The sequence below is a fragment of the Asticcacaulis aquihabitans genome (assembly GCF_032490435.1).
Lineage (GTDB): Bacteria > Pseudomonadota > Alphaproteobacteria > Caulobacterales > Caulobacteraceae > Asticcacaulis.
In genome coordinates this window covers 614658-637742 of the sequence record NZ_JAVGWM010000002.1, presented here as the reverse complement: position 1 = coordinate 637742, position 23085 = coordinate 614658, and the positions used below count along the sequence as shown (strand labels likewise).

At 54.1% G+C, this 23085-nt stretch carries 20 protein-coding genes; 9 read left to right on the top strand and 11 right to left on the bottom strand.

Annotated features, from left to right (window positions below):
* Positions 1-20: 20 nt before the first annotated feature.
* Entirely contained in the window at positions 21-1133 is a 1113-nt protein-coding gene (locus tag RCJ00_RS09490; protein ID WP_316221596.1) for a transglutaminase-like cysteine peptidase, read from the bottom strand.
* Between the two features lie 418 nt (positions 1134-1551).
* Here RCJ00_RS09490 and RCJ00_RS09485 point away from each other — a divergent pair, with 418 nt between their 5' ends.
* The 3 genes from RCJ00_RS09485 (at position 1552) to RCJ00_RS09475 (ending at position 3917) form a co-directional block, all read left to right on the top strand.
* Positions 1552-1989 (top strand): hypothetical protein, encoded by a 438-nt coding sequence (locus RCJ00_RS09485; protein WP_316221594.1) that lies wholly within the window; start codon positions 1552-1554, stop codon positions 1987-1989.
* A gap of 157 nt (positions 1990-2146) precedes the next feature.
* Entirely contained in the window at positions 2147-2983 is an 837-nt protein-coding gene (gene lepB, locus RCJ00_RS09480; RefSeq protein ID WP_316221593.1) for a signal peptidase I, read from the top strand.
* Between the two features lie 139 nt (positions 2984-3122).
* Positions 3123-3917 carry a nuclear transport factor 2 family protein gene (locus RCJ00_RS09475; protein WP_316221591.1) on the top strand — a complete coding sequence of 265 codons (795 nt, stop codon included), beginning with the start codon at positions 3123-3125 and terminating at the stop codon, positions 3915-3917.
* A 6-nt stretch (positions 3918-3923) separates the two neighbouring features.
* Here the strand turns inward: RCJ00_RS09475 and RCJ00_RS09470 are convergent, their stop codons facing one another.
* The 6 genes from RCJ00_RS09470 to RCJ00_RS09445 form a co-directional block, all read right to left on the bottom strand.
* Positions 3924-4655 (bottom strand): sugar transferase, encoded by a 732-nt coding sequence (locus RCJ00_RS09470; RefSeq protein WP_316221590.1) that lies wholly within the window; start codon positions 4653-4655, stop codon positions 3924-3926.
* Positions 4656-5171: 516 nt separating this feature from the next.
* Positions 5172-7451, bottom strand: coding sequence for an O-antigen ligase family protein (locus tag RCJ00_RS09465; protein ID WP_316221588.1), 2280 nt, complete (start codon positions 7449-7451; stop codon positions 5172-5174).
* Positions 7448-8557, bottom strand: coding sequence for a glycosyltransferase (locus tag RCJ00_RS09460; RefSeq protein ID WP_316221586.1), 1110 nt, complete (start codon positions 8555-8557; stop codon positions 7448-7450). Before RCJ00_RS09460 ends, RCJ00_RS09465 begins: the two co-directional genes overlap by 4 nt.
* 74 nt (positions 8558-8631) lie before the next feature.
* Entirely contained in the window at positions 8632-9675 is a 1044-nt protein-coding gene (locus RCJ00_RS09455) for a glycosyltransferase (RefSeq protein ID WP_316221584.1), read from the bottom strand.
* 106 nt (positions 9676-9781) lie between these two features.
* Positions 9782-11305: a lipopolysaccharide biosynthesis protein gene (locus tag RCJ00_RS09450; RefSeq protein WP_316221583.1), complete on the bottom strand. Its 1524-nt coding sequence runs from the start codon at positions 11303-11305 to the stop codon at positions 9782-9784.
* Complete coding sequence (locus RCJ00_RS09445) at positions 11302-12228, bottom strand: glycosyltransferase family 2 protein (RefSeq protein WP_316221582.1); 927 nt, start codon at positions 12226-12228, stop codon at positions 11302-11304. Before RCJ00_RS09445 ends, RCJ00_RS09450 begins: the two co-directional genes overlap by 4 nt.
* A gap of 509 nt (positions 12229-12737) precedes the next feature.
* Here RCJ00_RS09445 and RCJ00_RS09440 point away from each other — a divergent pair.
* Together RCJ00_RS09440 and RCJ00_RS09435 are read left to right on the top strand one after the other, a co-directional pair.
* Positions 12738-13757 (top strand): glycosyltransferase family 2 protein, encoded by a 1020-nt coding sequence (locus RCJ00_RS09440; protein ID WP_316221581.1) that lies wholly within the window; start codon positions 12738-12740, stop codon positions 13755-13757.
* 344 nt (positions 13758-14101) lie between these two features.
* On the top strand, positions 14102-14392 hold the full coding sequence (locus RCJ00_RS09435; protein WP_316221579.1) for a hypothetical protein: 291 nt from the start codon (positions 14102-14104) through the stop codon (positions 14390-14392).
* A gap of 72 nt (positions 14393-14464) precedes the next feature.
* Here RCJ00_RS09435 and RCJ00_RS09430 read toward each other — a convergent pair whose 3' ends face one another.
* Entirely contained in the window at positions 14465-15544 is a 1080-nt protein-coding gene (locus RCJ00_RS09430; protein ID WP_316221578.1) for a glycosyltransferase, read from the bottom strand.
* Between the two features lie 284 nt (positions 15545-15828).
* On the opposite strand from RCJ00_RS09430, the gene RCJ00_RS09425 reads away from it, so the two are divergent.
* Positions 15829-16251 carry a hypothetical protein gene (locus RCJ00_RS09425; protein ID WP_316221577.1) on the top strand — a complete coding sequence of 141 codons (423 nt, stop codon included), beginning with the start codon at positions 15829-15831 and terminating at the stop codon, positions 16249-16251.
* A gap of 51 nt (positions 16252-16302) precedes the next feature.
* Here the strand turns inward: RCJ00_RS09425 and RCJ00_RS09420 are convergent, their stop codons facing one another.
* A complete protein-coding gene (locus RCJ00_RS09420) occupies positions 16303-16707 on the bottom strand; it encodes a VanZ family protein (protein WP_316221575.1) in 405 nt (134 codons plus the stop codon).
* The gene (locus RCJ00_RS09415; protein WP_316221574.1) at positions 16707-16916 is read right to left on the bottom strand and encodes a hypothetical protein; all 210 of its coding nucleotides are present in this window, start codon (positions 16914-16916) and stop codon (positions 16707-16709) included. The genes RCJ00_RS09420 and RCJ00_RS09415 overlap by 1 nt, the downstream gene beginning before the upstream one ends.
* A gap of 185 nt (positions 16917-17101) precedes the next feature.
* Between RCJ00_RS09415 and RCJ00_RS09410 the strand changes: the two genes are divergently transcribed.
* The 3 genes from RCJ00_RS09410 to RCJ00_RS09400 all read left to right on the top strand — a co-directional run bounded on the left by RCJ00_RS09410 (position 17102) and on the right by RCJ00_RS09400 (position 20891).
* Positions 17102-18169, top strand: a complete 1068-nt coding sequence (locus tag RCJ00_RS09410) for a calcium:cation antiporter (RefSeq protein WP_316221572.1) — start codon at positions 17102-17104, stop codon at positions 18167-18169.
* Between the two features lie 232 nt (positions 18170-18401).
* Positions 18402-19382, top strand: coding sequence for a UDP-glucose 4-epimerase GalE (gene galE / locus RCJ00_RS09405; protein WP_316221571.1), 981 nt, complete (start codon positions 18402-18404; stop codon positions 19380-19382).
* Between the two features lie 687 nt (positions 19383-20069).
* The gene (locus tag RCJ00_RS09400; RefSeq protein ID WP_316221570.1) at positions 20070-20891 is read left to right on the top strand and encodes an IclR family transcriptional regulator; all 822 of its coding nucleotides are present in this window, start codon (positions 20070-20072) and stop codon (positions 20889-20891) included.
* Here RCJ00_RS09400 and RCJ00_RS09395 read toward each other — a convergent pair.
* Positions 20859-22991, bottom strand: a complete 2133-nt coding sequence (locus RCJ00_RS09395; protein WP_316221569.1) for a malate synthase G — start codon at positions 22989-22991, stop codon at positions 20859-20861. The genes RCJ00_RS09400 and RCJ00_RS09395 overlap by 33 nt on opposite strands.
* Positions 22992-23085 lie beyond the last annotated feature (94 nt).

The following is a 23085-nucleotide window of genomic DNA, read 5'->3' as shown; positions in this document are numbered from 1 at the left end:
ATGATTACGGCCAATGCAGTCTACCGCCCTTCCGTGTCGCGCAGTGAAACCCAGGTCAACCCCTCCGTTGCAAGCTGCCGAGAAATCCACGTGTAGCCCGTCTGGTTCCATCGCTTGACACTATAGGACAGGTTGTCCAGCACATAGTCGCCATCTGTCGTCGCGACGACAAGGACGGCATGACTTTCGCCGGCGCGCGTTCTGACGATGGCTACTCCCATCGCGGCCGCCGGCATCCCCAGTCGCACAAGTTCTCGGCGCTTCTGCAACGCATAGTCTTCACAGTCGGCGCGATTGCCCTTCGCCAGCCCAGGCGCGTTCCAATAATCATTAACATTGTAGATATCTTGGTCGGTATCGGACACAAGCATCGCATTGACGTCACCATTCACCCGTTGAAGAATTTTCAAGGCGTCTCGGTCTCGTCCAATGGCAATCATGTTGTCGGCTATCTCCAGAGGGCGGCCTGCCCCTTGGTCTGGGGCTCCCGTTTCCGCAAAATCAACTGTTGACGAATTGGTTTGCTGGCTTGCAACGTCGTCGCCACCAGACGGAAAAATCTGCCACGCCCCCGTGGATTCATTTGCCCAAGCGAATGCCTTCAATTCCACCCGCGGCTGCTTTGGCTCTCTCAACTGGACTGTACGGCCCGTCAGCGGCTGAACAGTCTCCCCTGCGTCAACATAGTCGTTGAGCGCGACAAGCGTCACTTGGGGCGATTTGTGAACAAGCCGACGCAACCGAGGCGTATCCGATGTCGCCCGCCTTGTCGACGCTGGGGAAACGTCTTCAGACGCGCCATGAACGGCGACATAGGCCAGTTCAGTCTTCCGTGCCAGCATCGCCTCCGCCTCAACCCGAATAACGGAGGTGTCTTGATCGGCAGCGGCCGCGCAATCCTGCGGAGACCGTTCACACATCTCTAAAAAGCCTGTCGGCGCCAATATGCGGCTACCCAACGGCATCCACTTGTCGCCGCCTCTCGTACCAGTCTGCATGGCTACGCCGGCAGTTGCTGAGTTGACGGCCGGCGCCTTCGCATCCGGCAGCGTTGAGCATGCTACGAGGCCAAGACTTGAAAGCAATATCAAGCCGCCACACTTGATAATAAAATATTTACGCGCCAGCTTCATGAGACACACCTGATCTATGTCCGGATAGTCTCAGAAAGGCGTCAAATTCACACTAATATTTATCATTAATGCTTAGTAATTATACATAGTTAATGCATATATACTAACTTGATGTGATATTTACTGTATTTTAAATCATCATTTATAGTTTACTTATAATAATTACCTTGCCATTAAATCCGTTCATTTAAAAACTTTGCGAAGGTTTACAAAGTCAACTTTAACCATATCTGGTCTTGAATTGGGGAATTCGATAGCTATTGAACGGCCTGCCCGCGCAAAGCCCCCTTGTCTATGCTCAAAAATTAATGTATTGGTAACCTATTGTGCCGAACGACTGCCCGCTGGGCAGATGTACTTGTCGGACACCAAACAATATGCGACGAGCGCGACCGTGCTCCGCTTTAGGGGATGTGGTATGCAAAATTGGGAATTTAGACCAGGTCTGATTGCTCTTGTGATCAGCATATTGCTGGCTGGCCCTGTGGTTGATCCCGGATTCCTCAATCCGCAAAATTTGGCCTTATCTGTGCAGCTTTCCGAAGTTGCCAAGGCCAATGAAGCTTCCGCACGTGGACACCAGGGCGCCGCGCGAGCCGCGATAAAGGCCGGCATTGATGCTGGTGCGGTTGCGGGTATTGAAAATGGTGCGACCCCCGAACAGGTCACCGGCGCTATCGCGGAAGCCACAAATGCGCCAGGCACTTCCCCTGCGGTAAAGAGCGCACTTACTGACGCCCAAAAGGATATTGCGACGCCGCCGGATGAAGCACCGGGTGCAATTTCGACGAACCCGCCGGCCGCACTGACGGTACCTCCCACGATCGCCCCTGGCGTTGGATATCGCGCGAGCTAAACTCTACGCCAGTCAACAAACCTGCCGTTCGGATATCGACCGCGGCGCGACTAAGGCCGGCTGGATCAACACGACTCTCATCAATAGACTCTTCAATTCGTTGACCTAATGCGCGGGTCACCGCAGTTGGCAATCAATTCAAAAGGCGCGCGCGATAATGACGACGAATCCAACATCTTCGACACCCGATTCACCGACGACCAACGCTTCCCCAGTCGAAGCCGCGCCCGCCGCAGCCTTGCCTTCCGACGCGGAACTGAAAAAGAAGCGGTTCAGAAGGACTGTCGGCATTGTGGTTGCGGCGCTCATCATAGCGATTCTGGTGCGCACCCTTCTGATACAACCCTTTACCGTTCCGACGTCGTCCATGGAGCCAAACCTCTATGTCGGCGATTACATGCTCATTTCGAAATCGGATTATGGCTACTCGAAATATTCGCCCCCCATCACTGTCGATGCGATAAAGGGCAGAATATTCGAAAAAGTCGCCACGCGCGGCGATGTCGTTGTGTTTCGCCTTAGCGACCCGAAAAACCTCCACTCCGCCAAGCGAATTGTCGGCATACCTGGTGATACGGTACAGATGCACGCGGGCCGGCTTTATGTAAACGGCTCGGCCGTTGTCCTGAACAATATGCCAACCGCAGGCGCAGACAAGACCGCCCCGCAGCTGACCGTTCAGCAGGAGACGCTGACGAGCGGTCGCTCGTATCTCATTCAAACGGAGTCGGGCCAGGGTCGCGGACACGAGACCCCCGTCTTTACGGTGCCCGCCGGCCATTACTTCGTCATGGGTGACAATCGCGACAATTCACTGGATAGCCGCTTTGCGCCGGACAGCCCCTACGGCCCGGGCATAGGCTTCCTCCCCGCCGAAAATCTGGAAGGGCGAGTGGTCATGGTCCTCATATCATGGAAGCCGGGCTCATCCATTTGGAAGCCCTGGACCTGGTTAAATCTGCGCTGGAACCGTTTTTTCCATTCCGTGCATTAGGTCGTAATCTCATGAACATCCAACTTCGGCGTCTTCGAAGTCCCAGCTTGGCTGGCGCATATATAACGGAATGGTAACTTTGCGGGAATGAACATAGGCCGTACCATGCTGCCTCAAGGTCCATTTTGGCAGGTCGCCCATGCTGATCGATTACCGCCTCGTTTCAGGGTTTGTGCTTTCAGGCCTGCTTTACGCCGGCCTGGCTTGCGCTGCGGTGCCCACTGCGCAGAAGCCTGCCGCACGCGTCTGGTTCGGTGACTTTACCAATACGCTGCAGGACGGACGGATCAGCCATGACAAGACGGCACTTGTCCTGCAGCAGGACGGCGGGAAGCTGACCGGCGGGGTTGGCTCAACGATAGACCGCCTTGCGCCCATCCTGGACGGGACAGTGAATGGCGATGAGATGTCGTTTCGCATAGAGGGCGGCGGTGGCATCATCTTTGTTCTGCACCAGAAGGCGGGGCACATCATCGGCACCGCCAAAAGTAGCCGGGTGAACGCAGTGCTCGACCTGACGCCCGCGCCGGGGCTTACGCCCCACGATCAGCTTGTCGCGGAAATAGCAGCAGCGGATGAGCAGAACTTCGCTGCCTACGATACTTGCGACACCGCTGCCTACACAGCGTCCCTGAGCCCCGAGCTGGAGTTCTACCAGGACAACCAGCCCGTCAAGACCCGCGATGCCGTGCTGATCGCTCTCGGCCAGCGCTGCGCGGAAGGCATCAAATTGCGTCGCGAACTGGACGCGTCGTCACTGATTGTCAACGCGGCCCCTCCAGAAGATGCGATCGAGGCGGGCCTGCACCGCATTTATTCGATACAGCCAGATGGCAGCGAACATCTCGACGCGACGGCGCGCTTCACCATGGTGTGGAGCAAAAAGAGCGGCAACTGGCAGCTGCTACGGGTGATCAGCTACGACCATCGCTGAGCGTGGTCAGTATGATCCGCGCTGGAGGAGGACGGCCGGCAAGGTCATGACCAGGATGTGGAAGTAGGTGACCACACCGGTCTTGCGCACAAACAGGCGATCCATCGCCACACGACGAGAATAGGTTACGTCATTTCTTCCGGCAACCTGCCATAGCCCGGTAATACCCGGCCGTACCGACGCATAGTGACGGATAGACTTGCCGTATTTCTTGACTTCTGCCTGCACGATCGGACGAGGCCCAACCAGGCTCATCTCACCCACCAAAACGTTCCAGATTTGCGGAAACTCATCGATGCTGGTCTTGCGCATAAAACGTCCGAGCTGGGTGATCCGCGGATCGTTCTTAAGCTTGTGATCTCGCTCCCACTCGCAGCGTGCCTCCAGGGACGTTTCCAGAAGTTGCTTCAGTCGGCTATCGGCGTCGACGAGCATACTACGGAATTTGTAGCACTTGAAGGTTTTGCCATTTTCCCCAATCCGGACCTGCCCATAAAATATCGGACCGCCGTCCTGAAATTTCACCAGCAGCCCCGCAAGCACAAGAATCGGCAGGGTGAAAAAGAGGATGCACAGGCTCAGGATAATATCGAGCGCGCGTATGACCAACTTCCCAGCGGTACGCGACGAGGTGCGCGACGGCCCTCTTTCTTTGCGACGACGTTCGTGGACCATCTCAAAAGACGAAGATGGCATGATGACTTTCGATCCCATGGTTCCTGCCTTTATCCAATCCATATTTAAATTCCCGGACCTGTCCGATGCAATACATCTACGTTCCTGACTGATTATTTTGTCAATTATTTTTTTGCAATGCAACAAATATGCCGAACGAGGATCGACATCTGCCTGATGTCTTGTTGTGCAAGAGCCATACCAGTTCACATTTTTTTGACGGCGCCGTTAAAAGTTGCACAAAGTCAGATAGATATAGACCCAAACAGCTTGCGCGGCCACACTTAATATCACGGAGAATTCATAAGTTGCGCCGAAATGCACCTGATCGGGCTCTCAAAAAAGTGCGTGAGAATTGTCACAATTGTCTTTTTAACTTTCTTGCAATGCGCAATTGCACTCGGTCACGAAGCCGTTAACAGCCCGCTCACGCCGCCAATTCGCGGCACGGCCGGCGATTTTCGACGGTCATAGGACTGGCGCGATCGACATCGACCGGGCCTGTGGCAAGACGCCATAGATCTGTCCCCGAAGGCGGTGTGTACCATTTTGAAACGTTTGCCTGCCTTAACGCCGGCGCTACTTTCTCTGATTTGTCGCCAAGGCAAGGTTGCTGCCCAGAATCAAGGCAACGAATGCGGCAATCACCGGTTCCTGCAACCCAAAATCTGTCAATCCATGAAGCAAGACCACCACGTAGGCAAAAAGGACGACCGCCACACGACGCCCCACACTGCCCCGGGTTCGAGCCGCCATAATCATTGGCGCCAATATAGCTATGTTCAGGGACAGCAGGGCAGCAATGCCGACCAATCCCGTTTCTTCGAACCATTGCAAATACACATTGTGGGCTGCGCGAATGATGGACAGGGCGGGATAGTTTGCCTGGTCAATGATCAAATTGTTGACCGTATTAAAGGAGCCAAGCCCTGATCCAAATAAGGGCTGTTCAAGCGCAATCTGCCAATGCGCGTTGAAGATGACAGAGCGCGTGCCGGCATCATCTCCAGATTGCCCCATACGCGCGACAAGTTCGGAAAGGGGATCGTGGAAAATGACCGCAGCAATAATGAGGATACCGGCTCCGGCTGCCACCGCCCATTGTACCTTTGTCTTGCGCCATAACATATAGACCAAGGTCGCAATCGAGGCGATCACCGTGGCCATAACGCCAGCGCGGGACAAGGTCATAACCAGGCCCACCCAAAACAGAATGAGCAGACACAGATAATAGGGCTTTATGCGGTGCAAAACGCTTCGACCCTTTGAAGAGAGGTACCGCGAAACCAAGCGTCCAAGCGCCAGAACACTACAGAAACCTAATAGGGTCGCTGCGCTGTTTGGCGAACTAAAGGCGCCTGCCAGGCGCCCAGAGGCCCCCTCATGGTCACTAGCGAAAGGCCCGATTGAATATATGTCGCCGACGATCGCCACCAAGGCCCAGGTGCCGGCAGCCAGCAGGAAAATGTCACCCAACTTCTTCGCTTCACTGTCTGACGTCGACAGCCGGAAGCCTAAGGCAAATGTGGCAGCCAGCCCTCCCAATTTGATCCACTCAATCCATAGACTGGAAGGGTCCACAGCGATGGACGCCGTTCTTGACGGTGCGAAAAAGACGGTAAGGACCGGGGGGAGAACAACGGCCAGCCCGAGACACATGGCACTCACTAAAACAGGGAGCAACTCTCTACGCAAACCAAGGGGCGGCGTTTCCTTCAGCTTCACGCACCAGGCCAGACAAGACAAAATCGCAAGCACAGCATATAGGGCAAATGCCTGCTGGTTAACATTACCGTAGGGCACCACAAGACCGACGAAGACTGTAAGCGCACATGCCCCTGGTAACGCCCAAGCCTTCAGAAATCGCCCACGCGATAGGTTGGGCGTACGTAACCTCTGCGCCAGGAACCCCGCAGACCAGGCGAAATGCATGATCATCGCTGCTGGGCCAGCAAACCAGGCGCATGCCTTTTTTTGCCGGAAGCCGATATAGGACCCAAAGCCCAGGCAGGCTGTGACCCACAGCAGCATGGGAACACAGGCCAACCAGACGAGCGGCGTCAGGCCGGCAAACAAAACGGCCGGAAGAATACAGACGGGCCCTAATTGTCGCAATTTCAGGGGCAGTTCATGCTTAGCGACGGTTCGCGCCCTGCCACGTCCATAGTTATAGTATTGCTTAAAAAGGCTGATTGGATCCCGACGGGGAAAATAGGTTATGCCGTTATGTCCATCCAACCAGATCTTGCCACCCAGCAGCCTGAGCCGGGTGTCGAATTCGGCGTCTTCATTGTGGCTAAAGGTCTCATCATAGCCGCCAATTTTCTGAAACCACGCCAGGTCGAAAAGGGCGTGATGGCCGTGATCGACAAACAGACTCTTTCCTGCGTGGCGGTGGGCCGAGCCGCCGGTGCCCAGAACCGAATTCTGAGCGGCCGCCACGCCCGTCTGAAAGCAATGCTGGCCTGCGGTGGTCATAGGGACCACAATGGACTGCGCCGATGACCGCGCTACGGCTTCGACAAGGTTTTTCACATAGTGTCGCGGATAACCGGCATGCGCATCGATCCGGACCATAAAGCGGTATTTATCGCCATACACGGCAGCGGCCAGATTGACGGCAGCGCTTTGAAGCCGCATTTCATTGTGTAACAATCTAAGCGAAGGATAGGTCTCCATCATGGATTGGACGATACTTACGGTTGCGTCGTCGCTGCCACCGTCGGCAACCACAACCAGATCGACATAGGCTTTTTCATCCCCACAAAAGCGTTCGATGAGACCGCCGATGTGATCGGCCTCATTCAGGGTCGGTATGACAAGGAGAACCCCCTTACGCGAGGAAGTGATAGGCTTCATGATATCAATTCCTGCACGATCGCGCGCGCATCGGCGTGCGTAAAGGCAAGGTCGGCATAAGGGATACCCATGCTGGCTTGGTGCAATACCCTATAGGCCTCGGGCGTCAGGCTGTCGATAAAGGCGGGCAACTCCGTCGCCGGATCATCAAGCAAGACCCCGGCCTGTCTGGCCCTCAGCCAGGCGCCGGTTTCAACCGCCGCCAGAGCAATCGGAACCGATCCGCAGATGCCACCTTCGTACAACCGGTTGGGAAGCAACCAGCTTGAGTTCAACCCTTCTTCGAAATAGTCGATCGCCCACGTGAAGTGGACCTGATCGTAAAGTTTCGGAAAATCACTGGGCGCATAGGGGCCGGTAAATCTCATATTGGGAATATCCGCAATTCGGGCGGCTATATCTCCAACCTGCCCCAGGTCGGGTTTTCCGGCAATCAACACACCAATCCCCGGCATCCGTCGGGCCAGGTCCATCAATATCTCAAGACTTTTCCCACACCTCAAGACACCGAACCAGCCTATCGTCCAGGGCGGCTGGCCGTTTGATTGCATCGAAACGCGCGGCTCGCCGACCGTTTCCAGACATTTGTTTTCGAGCAGTTGCACCCGTCCTTCATACCGCTGCACGCCGACGAAATAGGCGTCTCTGAATGCTGGAGAGCTAACGACCACGGCACGGGTTTTCTTTAGAAGGAACCTCTCCAAAGCCCGCAGGCTTCTTGAGACCAGCCCCTGCCCCAGCATCTTCCGGTGGATGTCCAGACATTCATAGACCAAAGGGGGTTTGGTGGAAAAAAGCTCACGCACCCAAAACGCGAGTAGCAGCATTTCGAGATTTCGGGCAATGACGACCTCGGCATCTCTCACCTGTGCAAACAGAGCCGTGCGGCTGAGACAAAAGCGCAGCGTCGTAAAAACGCGGCTCAGGAGCTTCGCATTGTAGGTGCGTGCCAGAGGCACAACTTCACAATCCAATGATGCACTCGGCGGCGTTTCGCTCCTGTAAAACCCCACTGCCTTGACCTGAGCGCCCCCCCATTTGAAAATGGTAATCCGACGCAAAACGGCCGCGTCGCTTAGGTCGTGCACAAAATATGCGATCTTCATATAGCTTCAATTCCGGTTGTGATCGCCTGGCTTTTACGAAATGCGCAACAGGTTATCTTGCAGGTCAGCGCCGGCTACCGCCGCGCCAACTCCGCATAGGCCTTAAGATAAATTTCCCCTGCCTTTGGCAAGGATAAGGTGTCTTCAACATACTGACGCGGTTGAAATGTGCCAAGCAAACGCCAGAACGCCTCATAGACAGGCTCGAACTGATCAATCTTGAACCGGCGGCCGCACGCGTCGCTAAAATACGGAACACTCGAGACCTCAGTGTTCTCAAGAAGATAAGGATGAAGGACCGGGTCGATCATCTTGCCCTCATCCCACGCCAGGACTGGAATATTCGCCGAAAGGGCTTCTTGATAGGCCAGCCCTTGGGTTTCATGTTCGCACAGGAAAATCAATGCCTTGGACTTCTTCAACGCCGCCTTGAATTCGGAATGGTGATGGGCACCATAACGCAACACGGTGAAAGAGCGCCCGTCCTGCTTCAAACGTCGCGTAACTCTGTCAAGCACAGCGGGGACTTGTGTGTCTCTGTTCCACCGAATTTTATCATAGATGATAAAGTCGACGGTCTTGGGCTCGTTTGCGTAGTCGGGCCAATCGCCCGCGTCTATGCCGGCAAACCACGTCAGAACCTTGTCGCCACACAAGGGCACATACATGTCGGATATCCAATCCGATGGCTGGATTATCTTCTTGAACCTTGGGTCTTGGATTGTCCGAGCGGCAGCCGGCGGCAACCCGGGATCCCCGGGGCCCAAGATTACAGGATTGGGCAGGTCAACCTTCGAAATAACCGTCGGATATCCCGCAAGTCCAATGGGATAGCTGGGGCGACGACGGGCTGCGGCAAAATCGTTGATACGAATGTCGCAGCCAACAGCCTCCAGGCTTTTTACCAGACCGAGGAAGGCCGTATAAAAGCCGGTCCTCACCTGCTGCCGCATAGCGCTGCGTTTCAGAAACCTGGCAAGACGTAAAGATTGCGATATGAGCTCACCGCCAAAGCCCGGGATAACCTTACGCTCATAGCCATCGTAAAACAGCAGAACCAAAGGCCCCCGCGCGGTCCGCTCTAATCCGTCAGCGATGTCCGCCACGTTGCTGGTCACCTTCATCTCATCTCGTCCCTTCGGCTGCCACACTCGTACTCATCTCGCATCTGCAACACAGGTGTCAACTACAACCGTGCCGCAGGCAAGCCCAGAGGAGTGCGATTCATTTTCGACGCCTTGCGAATTCGACCAAACCCATTAGACGATTTCGGGCGAAAACCAGCATCACAGCACTATAAATCAAAGCACCAGCGCCAATTTCAATGAGCAATTTCCATATCGCATTGAGGTCGCCAGAGATATAGCTCGCCACAACCACCGCAACCACCATCAAGGCAACGCCGATCAAAGGCGCAGCCACGGCTGTAAAGTAGTCTTTTAACTTCACGTCGATAAGTTTAAAGGCAAATACCAGCAATGCGGGAGAAAAAATTATGGATTTGACCAACAAACCGTAACTGAATACCATAATTCCAAATTTAAAACTAAATAGAACGGTTAGCGCAACGGCAACTCTGTCAAATATATTATACCACATCCACCACTTCGCCTTACCATGGCCGCGGATGACGGCAGATTGCAAGGGAAGCAGGCTATCGAATATACCAATAACACAGTATAGCTGAACGATAGTCACGGCAGTTATCCAATGTTGCCCAAACAGCAAGGGAATTAGCTCTTTGGAAACAAGCGCAATGCCTGCGAAAGCGGGAAGAACTATTGCATTGGTGGCAAATGTCAGGTCCAGAAACAGCTTCCTGCCCTTAGCTTGATCGTCTTGCAGGGACGCCATCAACGGGTAGGCGACCGTCCCTATCGGGCCAGGTATCAGATCGGCTATCAGCTTGGTAATACGGGTGGAAAAGCTGACAAGACCAAGGCCCAATGTACCGATAAGGCTTCCAATGAGAATTTGGTCGAGATTCAGCATGGTCAACATGCGGCTCGCGGAGGCGAATACGCCAAAATGGGCCAGTTCCTTTATCTTGGAGCGATCAAAATCGAAGCCGGGCCTCCATTTCACCGACAAAATCGTGCCGGCGAAGGATACAATCGATGAAGCCAGCTGAGACAAGGCGAGCGCCCATATCCCGAAACCCATCAGCAATATGCCTATGCACAGGACAGCGGCAACAACCGACGCTGCTGTGGTCCGAATTGCCATGGCCCGGAACGACATAGTCCGGGACAAAATCGCGCTCGGCACACAATTGCTCAGATCGAAAATCACCTTCAGCCCGACAACGGGAAGAAGAACCGCCAGCTCCTTTTCGTTGAGCAGCATTGAAATGGGCCACGCCGCCCCGACAAGAATGAGGTAAATCAGTATCGCCGATGCAAGGCATAACCAAAACACCGCATCCAGATGCTTCTTGACCAACTCCTTGCGCTGGACAAGCGCATCACCGAAGCCAGCAGGGGCAAAGGCATTGGCAAAGCTGGTGATGCTGTTTGCAAAAGCAATCAGGCCAAACTCGACAGGGTGCAGGTAGCGTGACGAGACCATGAAGACCGCCATGCCGATCATGCCCGGCGCGAAACTATTGATCGAACTCCACACCGCTCCAAACGCGGCCTTACGTCCGTGTCCAGACGTAATTTGCGCGTATTCAGAGTCGACGGCCGGATCTTCCGCAGACGAGGTCGCGTTGAGCTGCGGCAGCCCCGAAGTTGGCAACTCGGTCATCTATTCTCTTCCTGTCCATACTGGACAATTTCTTTACCGCCAAAAAGGCCATTTATTGCGCCAAGATGCAACGAACCTCTCAGCAGATTTTTATTGAAACGTGAGCGAGAGTAGCCATTAAGCACGGCCGCAAATGCGCAAAAAAGCGCCTTTGAAGCGGTGATGCCAAGAATCGCTAGTTTGCGCGGAAGCGATGGTGCAACGGTTTCGACAATCAGGCGGCCATGAGTCTGTCCGGCACGAAATTTCCGCCGTGCGAGCCAGCTAAAGTTGGCGCGGTCCACCGGCACGGGCTCCCTGACAACAGCTGAGGGCGCATAAGTGATTTTACCACCATCCTTGAAAACACCGTAAAAAAAGTGCGTGTCCTCACCGCCACTCTTGCCGCGTCCGAGATCAAAGCGACGCCCGACGATACTCGGAGCAGCAAGGTTCAGCAGAACGTTGCAGGTGTATCCCGTCTGAATGTCCCCTTTCACAAAAACCGGATAGGTCGAATGTGTGTCGCCCGCCCTTATCCAATCCGGCGTCACATCCGGATACACCGCTTCCACAGGCCCGAGTACAACGGCAGACTCCGACGTTCTCGCCTGAGCGATCATCGCGCCAAGCCATCCTGGGCCGACAACTTCATCGTCATCTATAAACAGGCAGTAATCACCTGACGCCTCATCAAGGCACGCGTTGCGCGCAACCGAAATATTATGAGCCGGCGCATGCAGGTAGGTCAGGTTTAGGTTGAGAGCGGCAGCGTGATCGGTAATTGCCGCCTTTGCTATCGGATCCACGTCGTTGTCGGCGACGATAACCCTTACGGTCCACCCGTCTTTGATTTCGAGTGTTGAAAGCGACGTCAGGGTGACGAACACATGTTCACGTCTATAGGTACAGACGCAGATTGATACGTGCACGTCGTCGGTCATTTATTAAGTCTGTTATCCGGGGGACGGAGGAGATGGGAACTGATCTGATATTAGATAATAAAGTCAAAATATAAAGCGAATTTAATGAGTGGATTGTTTTAATTTACGCTGGAAGACATGTGCGACGAGCGAAACCGAAAAAGTACACTTTACGGTGCCAAATCGAAATTTCACGCTTGCATCGGCCAGCTCTTCGTCCATCACACTGACAGCCTCCCATTGTGCGACTGTATGCAACGCACGACATGATAAGCAGGCTTGCCTAAGCCAAAATGGCTATTTTGGCGAGCCCAAAAACCGAATGGCCCGCCCTTTTACTGAAATATCGCATTTGAGGGATAAATATGGATCAAGATTCGGTAAAAGCCACGTCCGTGGCCCTGAAATTGCCACTGACGTCTGTAGCCGTATTTTTAGAGGTATCCGTTATACGTTATAGACACTCCTTGAATTAGAACGTTATACGGAGCAGTTGCAGAGGTAGCTGAAAGCATGCAGAAATACCAGCCATGAATATTGCCGTCATCATAGCCTCATATAATGCTTCAAGCACTATTTTCAGAGCCGTCTCTTCGGCGTTGAATCAGGAAGAGGTTGTTGAGGTCATCGTCGTAGATGACGCTTCCATGGACGACACTGTGACCGTGGCGCGTGCCGCCGACGATCTCTCAGGCAGATTAAAAGTACTTCAACTCGCCGAAAACCGCGGCTGTTCACACGCCCGCAACGTCGCCATAGAGAATAGCTCAGCACCATATATAGCTGTGCTGGATTCGGATGATTTCTTCCTACCCAATCGTTTCAAGGTTTTTGAGAACTTGACCAACTGGGACTTGGTGGCCGACAACATATGTTTCGTTCCCGAGCATGGCTTTGGCGACCGTACCGAACTGAACATCCAGCAATTCGATCCGAGCTTTACCAAAATCAGCCTGGAAGACTTCATCACCTCCAACATCTCGCGAATGTTTCGACCGAAGGCAGAGCTCGGCTTTTTAAAACCTGTCATGCGGCGACAGTTCCTGGATGATCATGCCGTTCGCTATATCGAAGGCGTGAACTTCGGCGAGGATTACGATTTATACAGCCGGTGCCTCGGCCACGGCGCGCGTTTTTACGTCACCAATCAATGCGGCTATGTTGCAATCGAACGAACAAATTCCCTGAGCAGCACGCCCAAAACCCATGCTCATCTCGTTCTGGTTCAAATAGACGATGCACTCATAGAAATGCCGAATCTGCAATCACAAGACATCAAGGCGATTGGCCGGCACAGAGAACATTCTGCCCGAAAGTACCGACTGAGAACCGTTTTAGATATAAAGAAGGGCCGCGGCCTGCGTACTGCACTGAAAAAAATGCTGACAAGTCCGGTACACTTTATCGAGATCAGCACTGACATCTTGATGGATAAGGCCTCCGCAATCTTGCCAAAGCGAAATGGAAGTTCGGACACGCGCCAGCTTCGCTACCTCCTCAACAGCAACAGAAGCGCTCAAACCCAAACTGTCTCTCTCGACGCCCGTTAAAGGCCTTACGGCATGAAAACGGGACAGCGTCTCAGGTCACGTACCTCCCGCGCGCACTCCTAACTTTGCGCGTGAGAACGACGCTCGCCTGCATGTTCGACTGATGGTCGCAATCGATTTACGCGCAAGATTGAACCAGACGAAGTTACGAGTGTCATCAGGCCGAGTTCCGAGCGCGGCAACATCGAAGCCAGTTTTTTTATGAGCGCCCATTATACCTGAAATGGAGATTTTCAGATCGTCCATACCCATTAAAGGGAAGTATAATAGTTAACCTTACATTTTTTGCCAGCGTTAAGCATTGATAGGTATACTTCATTATCCGAAGAAGAGAAAAGATCAGTATGCCAAGCGTCGCAAAATCCGCTGTAAGCTTTGACCACGATGTAGATACCGTAGCTCCGATCGGCGAAACCTCCGCCACGGAGACGTCCCACCTCACAATGGTGAGCGACGGTACCGCCTATATTGGAAATGTGTCTGCCGTGCAAACGATGCAAGAGCAGCTGGTTCAGGAATTTTCCAGCCTGCCAGAGCCCGACGTTGGCCCTAAATACCCCGCAAAACTCGTCCTTGCTGGGGTCGTTGCTGTTTGCGGCGCCTTTTGGTTTATTGTTGCGAAACTCATCTTTTAGGACCGCCGCTCAAAACGGCTGCGCCTAGCATTCAAGCCCGTTTGTCACCCGAAACTCAGCTCGCAGCGGCTGTTATTCAGCCTGGCATGATACTTTTTTCGCGGCGTCTAACAACACACCCTTCAGCTGATCATACTGATAAGCCGGATTGAGCGCTTCACGACGCGCATATTCGACGGCTCGCGCCGAAAGCTGCTCGTAAACCTCTTGATCCTTCCAAATTAAGTTCACGGATCGCACCCAGTCCTCGATCGGCGCGTCTCTTGAGATCACCACGCCACCGGGACCAATTGCCTCGCCAAGTCCACCGCAATCCGACCCGATAACGGGAATGCCGCTGCAATGCGCCTCGGACGCAACCCGTCCCCACGCTTCTTCCCATTGGCTGGGCGCCAACAATATTTTCGTTCGGGCATAAATATCCCGCATGTCATTGGACCGGCGGATCAAGGTTACGTTTGGCAAACCGGCAATATCCCGGTTGATGAGTTCCACGCGCTCATCTGACAAGCTCCAGCTTTCCACAAACATAAACGGAATCTCGGGACACGCTGTGGCAATCGCCAACGCCGCTTCATACCCTTTTTCAATATTGGGATTGATGAAGGTAACCATGTCCTTTGGCCCTTCGGTTGCATACTTTTCTACCTCAATCATCGGCGGAATGACGACGCTTCGAACGCCGGCTATTTTTTGATAAAAGGCGGACGTGAAGTTGGAATTTGCGATAAAAGAGGTGTTCCGCAGGCTGCCTGGATTGCCGCCCAAAAGTTCGTATTCCATGTGCCGAAAGTACAGTACCGTTGGAACGCCCTGCGCTTCCATAGATCGCGCTATGGCTACGCTGCCGTTACCTTGCGCAAGAACAATATCTGGCTGAAAATAGGACACCACATCTTCGGCTGAACCTGCGACATCCCACGAACGCATCGTTAAATGCCCCATACGCCGATCGATGGCAAATTTTCGCCTAAACAGCTTCATTTGCAATTTTGCGCCGAGGCCGAACGCCCCACCGCCGTAAAGTTGACAGGTTAGTGCCGCGTCGTTGCCGTCGGCAATACAGCGCGCAATCAACGCGGCTGTACTATTTTCCATGCCCCCATTCTCTTGGGGTGGATAACCGTTGCCGTTCGCGAAAAGTATTTTCATACCGTCCATTCTCCATCGGCATACCAGTTTGTACAAGCTGTAAAGCACAATCCGGTCGCCGATTGGGTTACGTCGCGCCAACTCTACGGACGCACTACCCTACTTATGGGCGACGTTGACGCCGGTGTCCAGACATGGATTTGCTTCTATCTTCCCGCAACTAATCGTTAACCGCACTTGCGTTTGCGCCTAAATGTCTTCAATACGCATTTCTATATTGCACTGCACGGGGTGCATACGCTTAATAGGCGTATTATGAGCGTACGAGTTTTGGGAAACGGGCCATGCCTTCAATGAAGCCAATAATTTGGAGCAATGCGCCGCTCATTTTGACGTTCTTAGGGCTTACGGCCGTGGCCGGCACGATTGGCTATTTTGCAATTGTAAAAACGGATCCTGCCCAGTCTCAGTTTGAGAGACTGGTTAAACAAAATCTGCCGAACTCGAAGAACGCCATCTTTCAAAACATCGAGGTATTTGTACTCGTTGACGGGTCAAAAGCCATGTGTGCCGAAGTCAAAACGAAAGATGGATCAGGGAAGTATGGCCAATATAGGCGGGTTATCGCAAAGCCAAAAATGGTCATAGCTGAGTTTACGGATACCTACGATACAACCTTCGTACAGGCTTGGACGAATACGTGTATCTATCATTACGCCAATCCAATGACTCCGAGTGCAATGGAAACGGAGTTGAGCGCTGAATAGACCAGGCACCGATGGACACCTTCAAATCCACTGCCGGCATCCGAGTTGGAGCTAGCCGCGTTTGGCGCGTTCGCGTCTCCAATCACCCCTTATACGGCGATGATAAAGGCGAGCGAAAATGAGCGGTAATAGCGCCATAGCTACGCCAAAAGAATCGGCCACCCAGTCGGCAAATTCAGCATCCCGCCCTGTAAGCCCCTGAATAATTTCAATTGCCACGCCAAAAAGCGAACAAAGTCCACCGATATAGAGCTTAGGGACTCTTGGCGCCGCCATAAAAAATAAGAGTGTCAGACAGTAAAAAGCCAGAGCATGGGCTTCTTTATCACTCAGAAAGAAAAAGCGTTCATCGCCTTGAAAGGGTCCAAGGGTTACGACGCAGACGGTGAGCCACAGTAGGACGAAAATTATCCGGAAACATAAAAGTACGAATCGGCTGGCCCTGACGCTTAGCATCACACGCTCCTGACACCAATAAATTCAACGGCGTCAAACATCACGCCCCCCAAGAAAAACGATATCCCTAAACCACTTGTTCCGACGAACGAGCAGTTATTACGCGTATCGCCCACACGACGGATAGCAAAGCCCTTATATTTCAGAACAGCTTCAAACGCATGACGCTGTCGGAACATATCTAGTAACTGCCCTTTGAGGTCAGCCATTGAAGGTTCTGGCGACCCGCCCGAGAGCAACACTATATTTTGCAACTCTTTTTTCTAAAACATTCTTTCAGAACGCGTATTTCAAAATTCCCACCTGTCCAAACTGGATGGTAGGTCTCGCAGAATGACGGACAGGTCATATTGACAACCGTCTGGTCCCTGGCGTCTAAGAATTTATGCTGCATATGCTGAAACAAGAAAAGAATCTGCTGATTGGCGTGCTCACAGCGCTAATCGCCTTCACCTTTGAACACACTATCCTAGAAATGGGACAGGCGGCCTCTTTGATCGCCGCCTCTGTCTTGGTTGTCGCGATCATTATGGTATCGCTGCGCGTCGCCCATCATGCCGAGGTGCTGGCCGAAAAATTCGGCGAACCCTACGGCACCATGATCCTGACCCTCTCTGCCGTCTTGGTCGAAGTCATTATTCTGGTGATGATGCTCAGCCACACATCGTCTCCAACTTTGGCGCGCGACACCATCTATTCGGCAGTCATGCTCGACATGAATGGTATATTGGGCCTAGCCGCCATTCTGGGCGGCCTGCGCTACGGCGAACAGCCGTACAATGTCGATTCCGGCAACACCTACATCGTCATGATACTGACGGGGATGGGCGTCTCCATGATTGTCCCGGAATTCATACCGAACGCGCACTGGCAGGCCTATTCCGTCTTCACGATCTTTATCATGCTGATCCTATACGGCGGCTTTCTGCGCCTACAGACAACAAAGCACAGTTACTTTTTCAGCTATACCTATGCTGAAACCGGCGAAACAGACCACCATCGCGCGGGAAGCGCGCGCATCTCAGGGACATTACTGGTCGTAGGTGTGGTGCTGATCGGCGCACTTGCCGAAGTCATGGCCAAGACCATGGACCACGGCCTTACCGGCACCGGAGTGCCACCCGTTGTCGCCGCCATCCTGGTGGCGGCCATCTCAGCCAGTCCGGAAATCCTGACGGCCCTGCGCGCGGCTCTGGCCAACCGCATGCAGCCGGTTGTCAATATTGCGCTGGGCGCCTCGCTGTCTACGGTCATCCTGACCGTACCCGCAATTGAGATCATGGCTCTGATCAATAATCATCCCGTCACCATGGCGCTAACCCCAGTCCAAACCGTCATGACATTCCTCACCCTGATCGTCGCCGCCATCAATCTGCACGACGGAGAGACCAACGCCATTGAAGGCGCCACCCATTTCGTTCTCTTCGCCACCTTTCTTATGTTGTCTCTGATGGGATTGTAATCGATTTGCGGCAATACGGTTTTTTGAGCGGTACCCGATCATCAGTCCGCGCCGGAAGGAGATTGACACAGCCTCGACCGAAAACCAGAAGGATGGGCCAAATGGGTGTTGGCCGGCATTAAGACATATTAACATCCACTCGCTATTTTCTGTTCGCAATTGCGACATATTCCCGATAGATATATCCCACTGACGGGTGGGGGACGCTCTACGTACTTAATTCAGGGTTCCCATGACTGAGGCTGTTTTGGTTGCTGGCGGCGCCGGCTTTATTGGCGCGCAGACTTGCAAAGCGCTGCATCAGGCGGGATACCTTCCTGTAACGCTTGACAGTCTGGTTACCGGCTACAGACCCGCCGTGAAGTGGGGGCCGCTCATCCACGCGGATCTGCGTGACAGGGCTGCCATTCTCAGCGCTATCAAAACCTATGATATCAAAAGCGCCATTCATTTTGCCGCATTCAGCCTGGTCGGCGAAAGCACGCGCGAACCGGCCAAATATTATGACAACAATGTTGGCGCTGCCCTGGCGTTCACCGAAGCCCTCATCGAAGGCGACGTTGACGCGCTGGTCTTTTCTTCCACGGCAGCGGCTTACGGTACGCCTCAAACCTCACCGATCCCGGAAACGCACCCGCTTCTGCCCATAAATCCGTATGGCGCAAGCAAGGTGGCGTTTGAACAGGCCCTGCACTGGATGAGCGGCGCGCACCCCCTGCGATACACCATCTTGCGCTATTTCAACGCCGCCGGCGCAGATCCCGATGGTGAGATCGGCGAGAGCCATGTGCCGGAAACCCACCTCATTCCACTGATTTGCCAAGCCGCGTTAGGCAACGGTAAGCCGTTGACCATCTTTGGCTCGGATTATGACACGAAGGATGGCACCGCGATCCGCGACTATATACACGTCGTCGACCTGGCAAATGCGCATGTCGCAGCAATAAAGCGGCTGCGTACCGGAGGCGACAGCCAGGTCTTCAATGTCGGCACCGGCGAAGGGGTGACTGTCCTCGAAACGCTGCAAACCGCCGAACAAGTCATGCAACGACCGGTGCCGCACAGCTTTGGTGCCCGTCGAGCCGGTGATCCCGTCGCCTTAGTCGCCGATGTTAGTAAAATCCGCGGAATGTTGGATTGGACACCGGAATACAGCGACTTGCCGAACCTGATCCGGACGGCAATGCGCTGGCAGCGAGAAAAGTTGTATTAGGGTGTGTGTCGAAACGTGTCGTGAAGCCCTGGGAAAAACGCACGTAACGAACGTTCAGATGGCAAGACACTCGAGATGGCAGGCGTTAAGCGACCGATGCACAATCGCATCGCTTGCCACTATTGCTGATAATAATGACGGCGTACTTTTTTAATACGATATAAGGGCTTTGGCGCAGGCAACCCCATACGGCTTGCCAAAAAACCGGCAATTTTCCAAATAATTAGCTTAAGACGCCATACCACAAACGGCGTTCCATGCCTAATATATGCCATAAGGTGCGCTCCGTTCTCAACACTATAACGTCATATTGTTGCGCCGCAACATGGCAATAGTGGGGCTTAGATATAAGGATTTTATAAACTCAACTCCTCCCCTTCCCTTGAGGCAGTGAGAAGACATACTCGGCACCGGATAAGCTAAACGCCGCGGCGAATAGGTCCGGCGCGGGTTTCGGGCGGACCAGGAATACAGGTGGCATAGTCAACGCCGAAAATTTGAAACCGGCCAGCCTAAGGATGAGGGTAAAATCAATCGCTTAGAAGGGTGAAGATATTTTCCATTTATGCCGGGGAATGCTACCCTACCGCATTCAACGCATGCTGTAATTTGACATAATGCGATAGAATGCTGTTTTGCGACATTTTATGTAAATATGCGCCGCATTTTCGAAAGTCCTTCGTCACTATGAAAGCCGTTACTGAGCCGCAGCGCCGTCCGCGGGGTCGTCCCCGTGAGGACCCGTCAGACACCAAGACAAACCAGTCGCTGGAGAAGGCGCTTGGCATACTTAAATCTCTGTCCGACCATGACGGCCTGACTCTGACAGAGCTTTCGGAGACAGCCGGGCTGCCGCCCTCAACCGCACATCGTCTGCTTGGCACCCTGGCCGCTCATGACCTGGTAGCCCAGGATGAGGCGACACAAAAATGGTCGATCGGCATTGAGGCCCTTCGTATCGGCATGGCCTTTCAACGCCGGAACCAAATTTTGATCGCGGGACGCCCCGCGATGACCGAGCTGATGGAAGGGACGGGTGAAACGGTCAATCTGGCCTTGCTCGACGACTTTCAGGTCGTTTTCGTATCGCAGGTTGAATGTCACGAGCCCATTCGCGCCTGTTTCCGCATCGGGGAACGGCGCGCCCTTCACGCCTCCGGCATCGGCAAAGCCTTGCTGGCCGAAATGCCTGACGCGCGCCTCAAACAGTTTCTGCAACGTCCACTGCCGCGCCTGACGGATAAAACCATAACCGACCCCGACCGGCTGACCGAGGAGTTGGAGCATATTCGTCGGCAAGGTTGGTCTGTCGATGACGAGGAAGCCAACCCTGGCATGCGGTGCGTGGCCGCGACCATCTATAACGCATTTGGCGAGGCGCACGCCGGCATCTCCGTGTCGGGCCCATCAAGCCGCATCACGCCCGAACGTTTGAGCGATCTTGGCCAGAAGGTGCGCGACACCGCAGTTCGAATTTCAACCCTGATCGGCGGTCACTTGCTGGCCTGATTTGGCTTTCGCCCGGTAGGCATGCAAAATCGCCTCGGTATAGCCGTTGGGTTGGTCGCATCCCTTAAGCACAAGGTCGCAGGCCGCCTGAAAAGCCAGACCGTCGAAGTCTGGCGCCATTGGCTGATACAACGAGTCATCGGCATTTTGGCTGTCAACCACACCCGCCATGTGACGCATCCGCTCCCGCACCAGAGCTTCGGTTACCAAGCCGTGACGCAGCCAGTTGGCGACATGCTGACTGGAAATCCGTAAGGTGGCGCGATCCTCCATTAGGCCCACGTCGTGGATATCGGGCACCTTCGAGCACCCTACTCCCTGGTCGATCCAACGCACAACATAGCCCAATATACTCTGGAGATTATTGTCCAGTTCTTCTGCGATCTCCGCCGCGGAAAGGACGCGATCGAGCAAGGGCGGCGTCAGGATATCGTCCAATGATGCGGATGTTCGTCCAGCGATTTCGGTCTGACGCGCCCGCACATCGACCAGATGATAGTGCATGGCGTGCAAGGTTGCCGCGGTCGGTGACGGCACCCAGGCCGTTGAGGCGCCGGCTTGTGGATGGCCGATTTTCTGCGCCAGCATATCGTGCATACGATCAGGGGCTGCCCACATGCCCTTGCCAATCTGGGCATGACCGGGCAGACCGCACGCCAGCCCGACATCGACATTTGCGTCTTCATACGCCCTGATCCACGGCGCGCCCTTTATATCGCCCTTCCGCATCACCGGTCCCGCCGCCATTGAGGTATGAATTTCATCACCCGTACGGTCGAGGAAGCCGGTATTGATAAAAAAGACACGGTCCTTGGCCGCCGCAATACACGCCGCCAGATTGACTGTCGTACGGCGCTCCTCATCCATGATCCCGATTTTAAGCGTTTGGGGCGGCAAGTTCAGGGCCTGTTCGGCAAAGGCGAAGGTATCGATCACAAACGCCACCTCATCCGAACCATGCATCTTGGGTTTGACAATATAGGCAGATCCCGTGCGGCTGTTCGTTCCCGCATCGTGACGGGCGATCAGGGCTGTTACCATCAAGTCGATCAGGCCTTCCGGAACTGGCTTGCCCTCTGCATCGCGGACCATGTCACTATACATATGCAGGCCGACATTTCGGCTCAGCATCAGACTGCGGCCAGGCAGGATGAGTTGCCCGCCACCCGGCGCGCTATAAACACGATCCGCATTCAGACGACGCGTGACTGGGCGGCCCGCCTTGGAGAAGACGTCCGTCAACCTGCCGGTTGTGAGGCCCAGCCAGTTCCGGTAGCCAACAACCTTGTCTTCGGCATCGACCGCGGCGACGCTATCCTCCATATCCATAATCGCGGATAAGGCGGCCTCGACGATGAGGTCGGCCACGCCCGCTGGATCGTTGCGACCTATCATGTGGTTGCGATCGATGACGATGTCGATATGCAAACCGTTGTGACACAAGAGAATTGAGCTAGGCTGGTCGGCGCTTCCGTTAAAGCCGACAAACTGAGCAGGGGTTTGCAACGGCATGCCGTCCGCTGTTAGTTGACCGCCGTGGCACCGGTAGGCTTTGACATCGACATGACTGAGACCATGCAACGGCACAAACCTATCCAGCCATAATTTGGCCTGGTGTGTCACGGCTGCGCCCCGGCCTGGGTCGTAGTTACCCGCGACCACAGGGGCCAATGCATCGGTGCCGTACAAGGCGTCATATAAGCTGCCCCAGCGGGCATTGGCGGCGTTCAGGGCATACCGAGCGTTCGAGACCGGAACGACCAGTTGCGGCCCGGCCAAGTCGGTGATTTCGATATCAACCGCTTGGGTGGCTACCGAAAAGGGCGCTGGAGCGGGACGCAGATAGTCGATGTCCGCAAGAAAGCGTTTGTATGCCGCTGGCTCGAATGGATTCGCCCCATGCCAGGCGTCGATCTGATCCTGCAGATGATCGCGATGTTGCAAAAGCCTGGCGTTAGGTTCGCTAAACCTGTCGAGCAAATCCGCCAGTCCCGCCCAGAACACGTCGGCCGACACACCTGCACCCGGCAGCGCTTCGTCCATAATGAAACGATGGAATATATCGGCGGCGGTATAACGTCCGAAAGCGACCTGAGGCATGACACGTCCGTATCTGAAGGAAGAGCCCCAGATTAAGACTGCATGCGCGCATCGTCAATTTTTCTGAAAATTATTTCCAATTTCAAAAATAAAA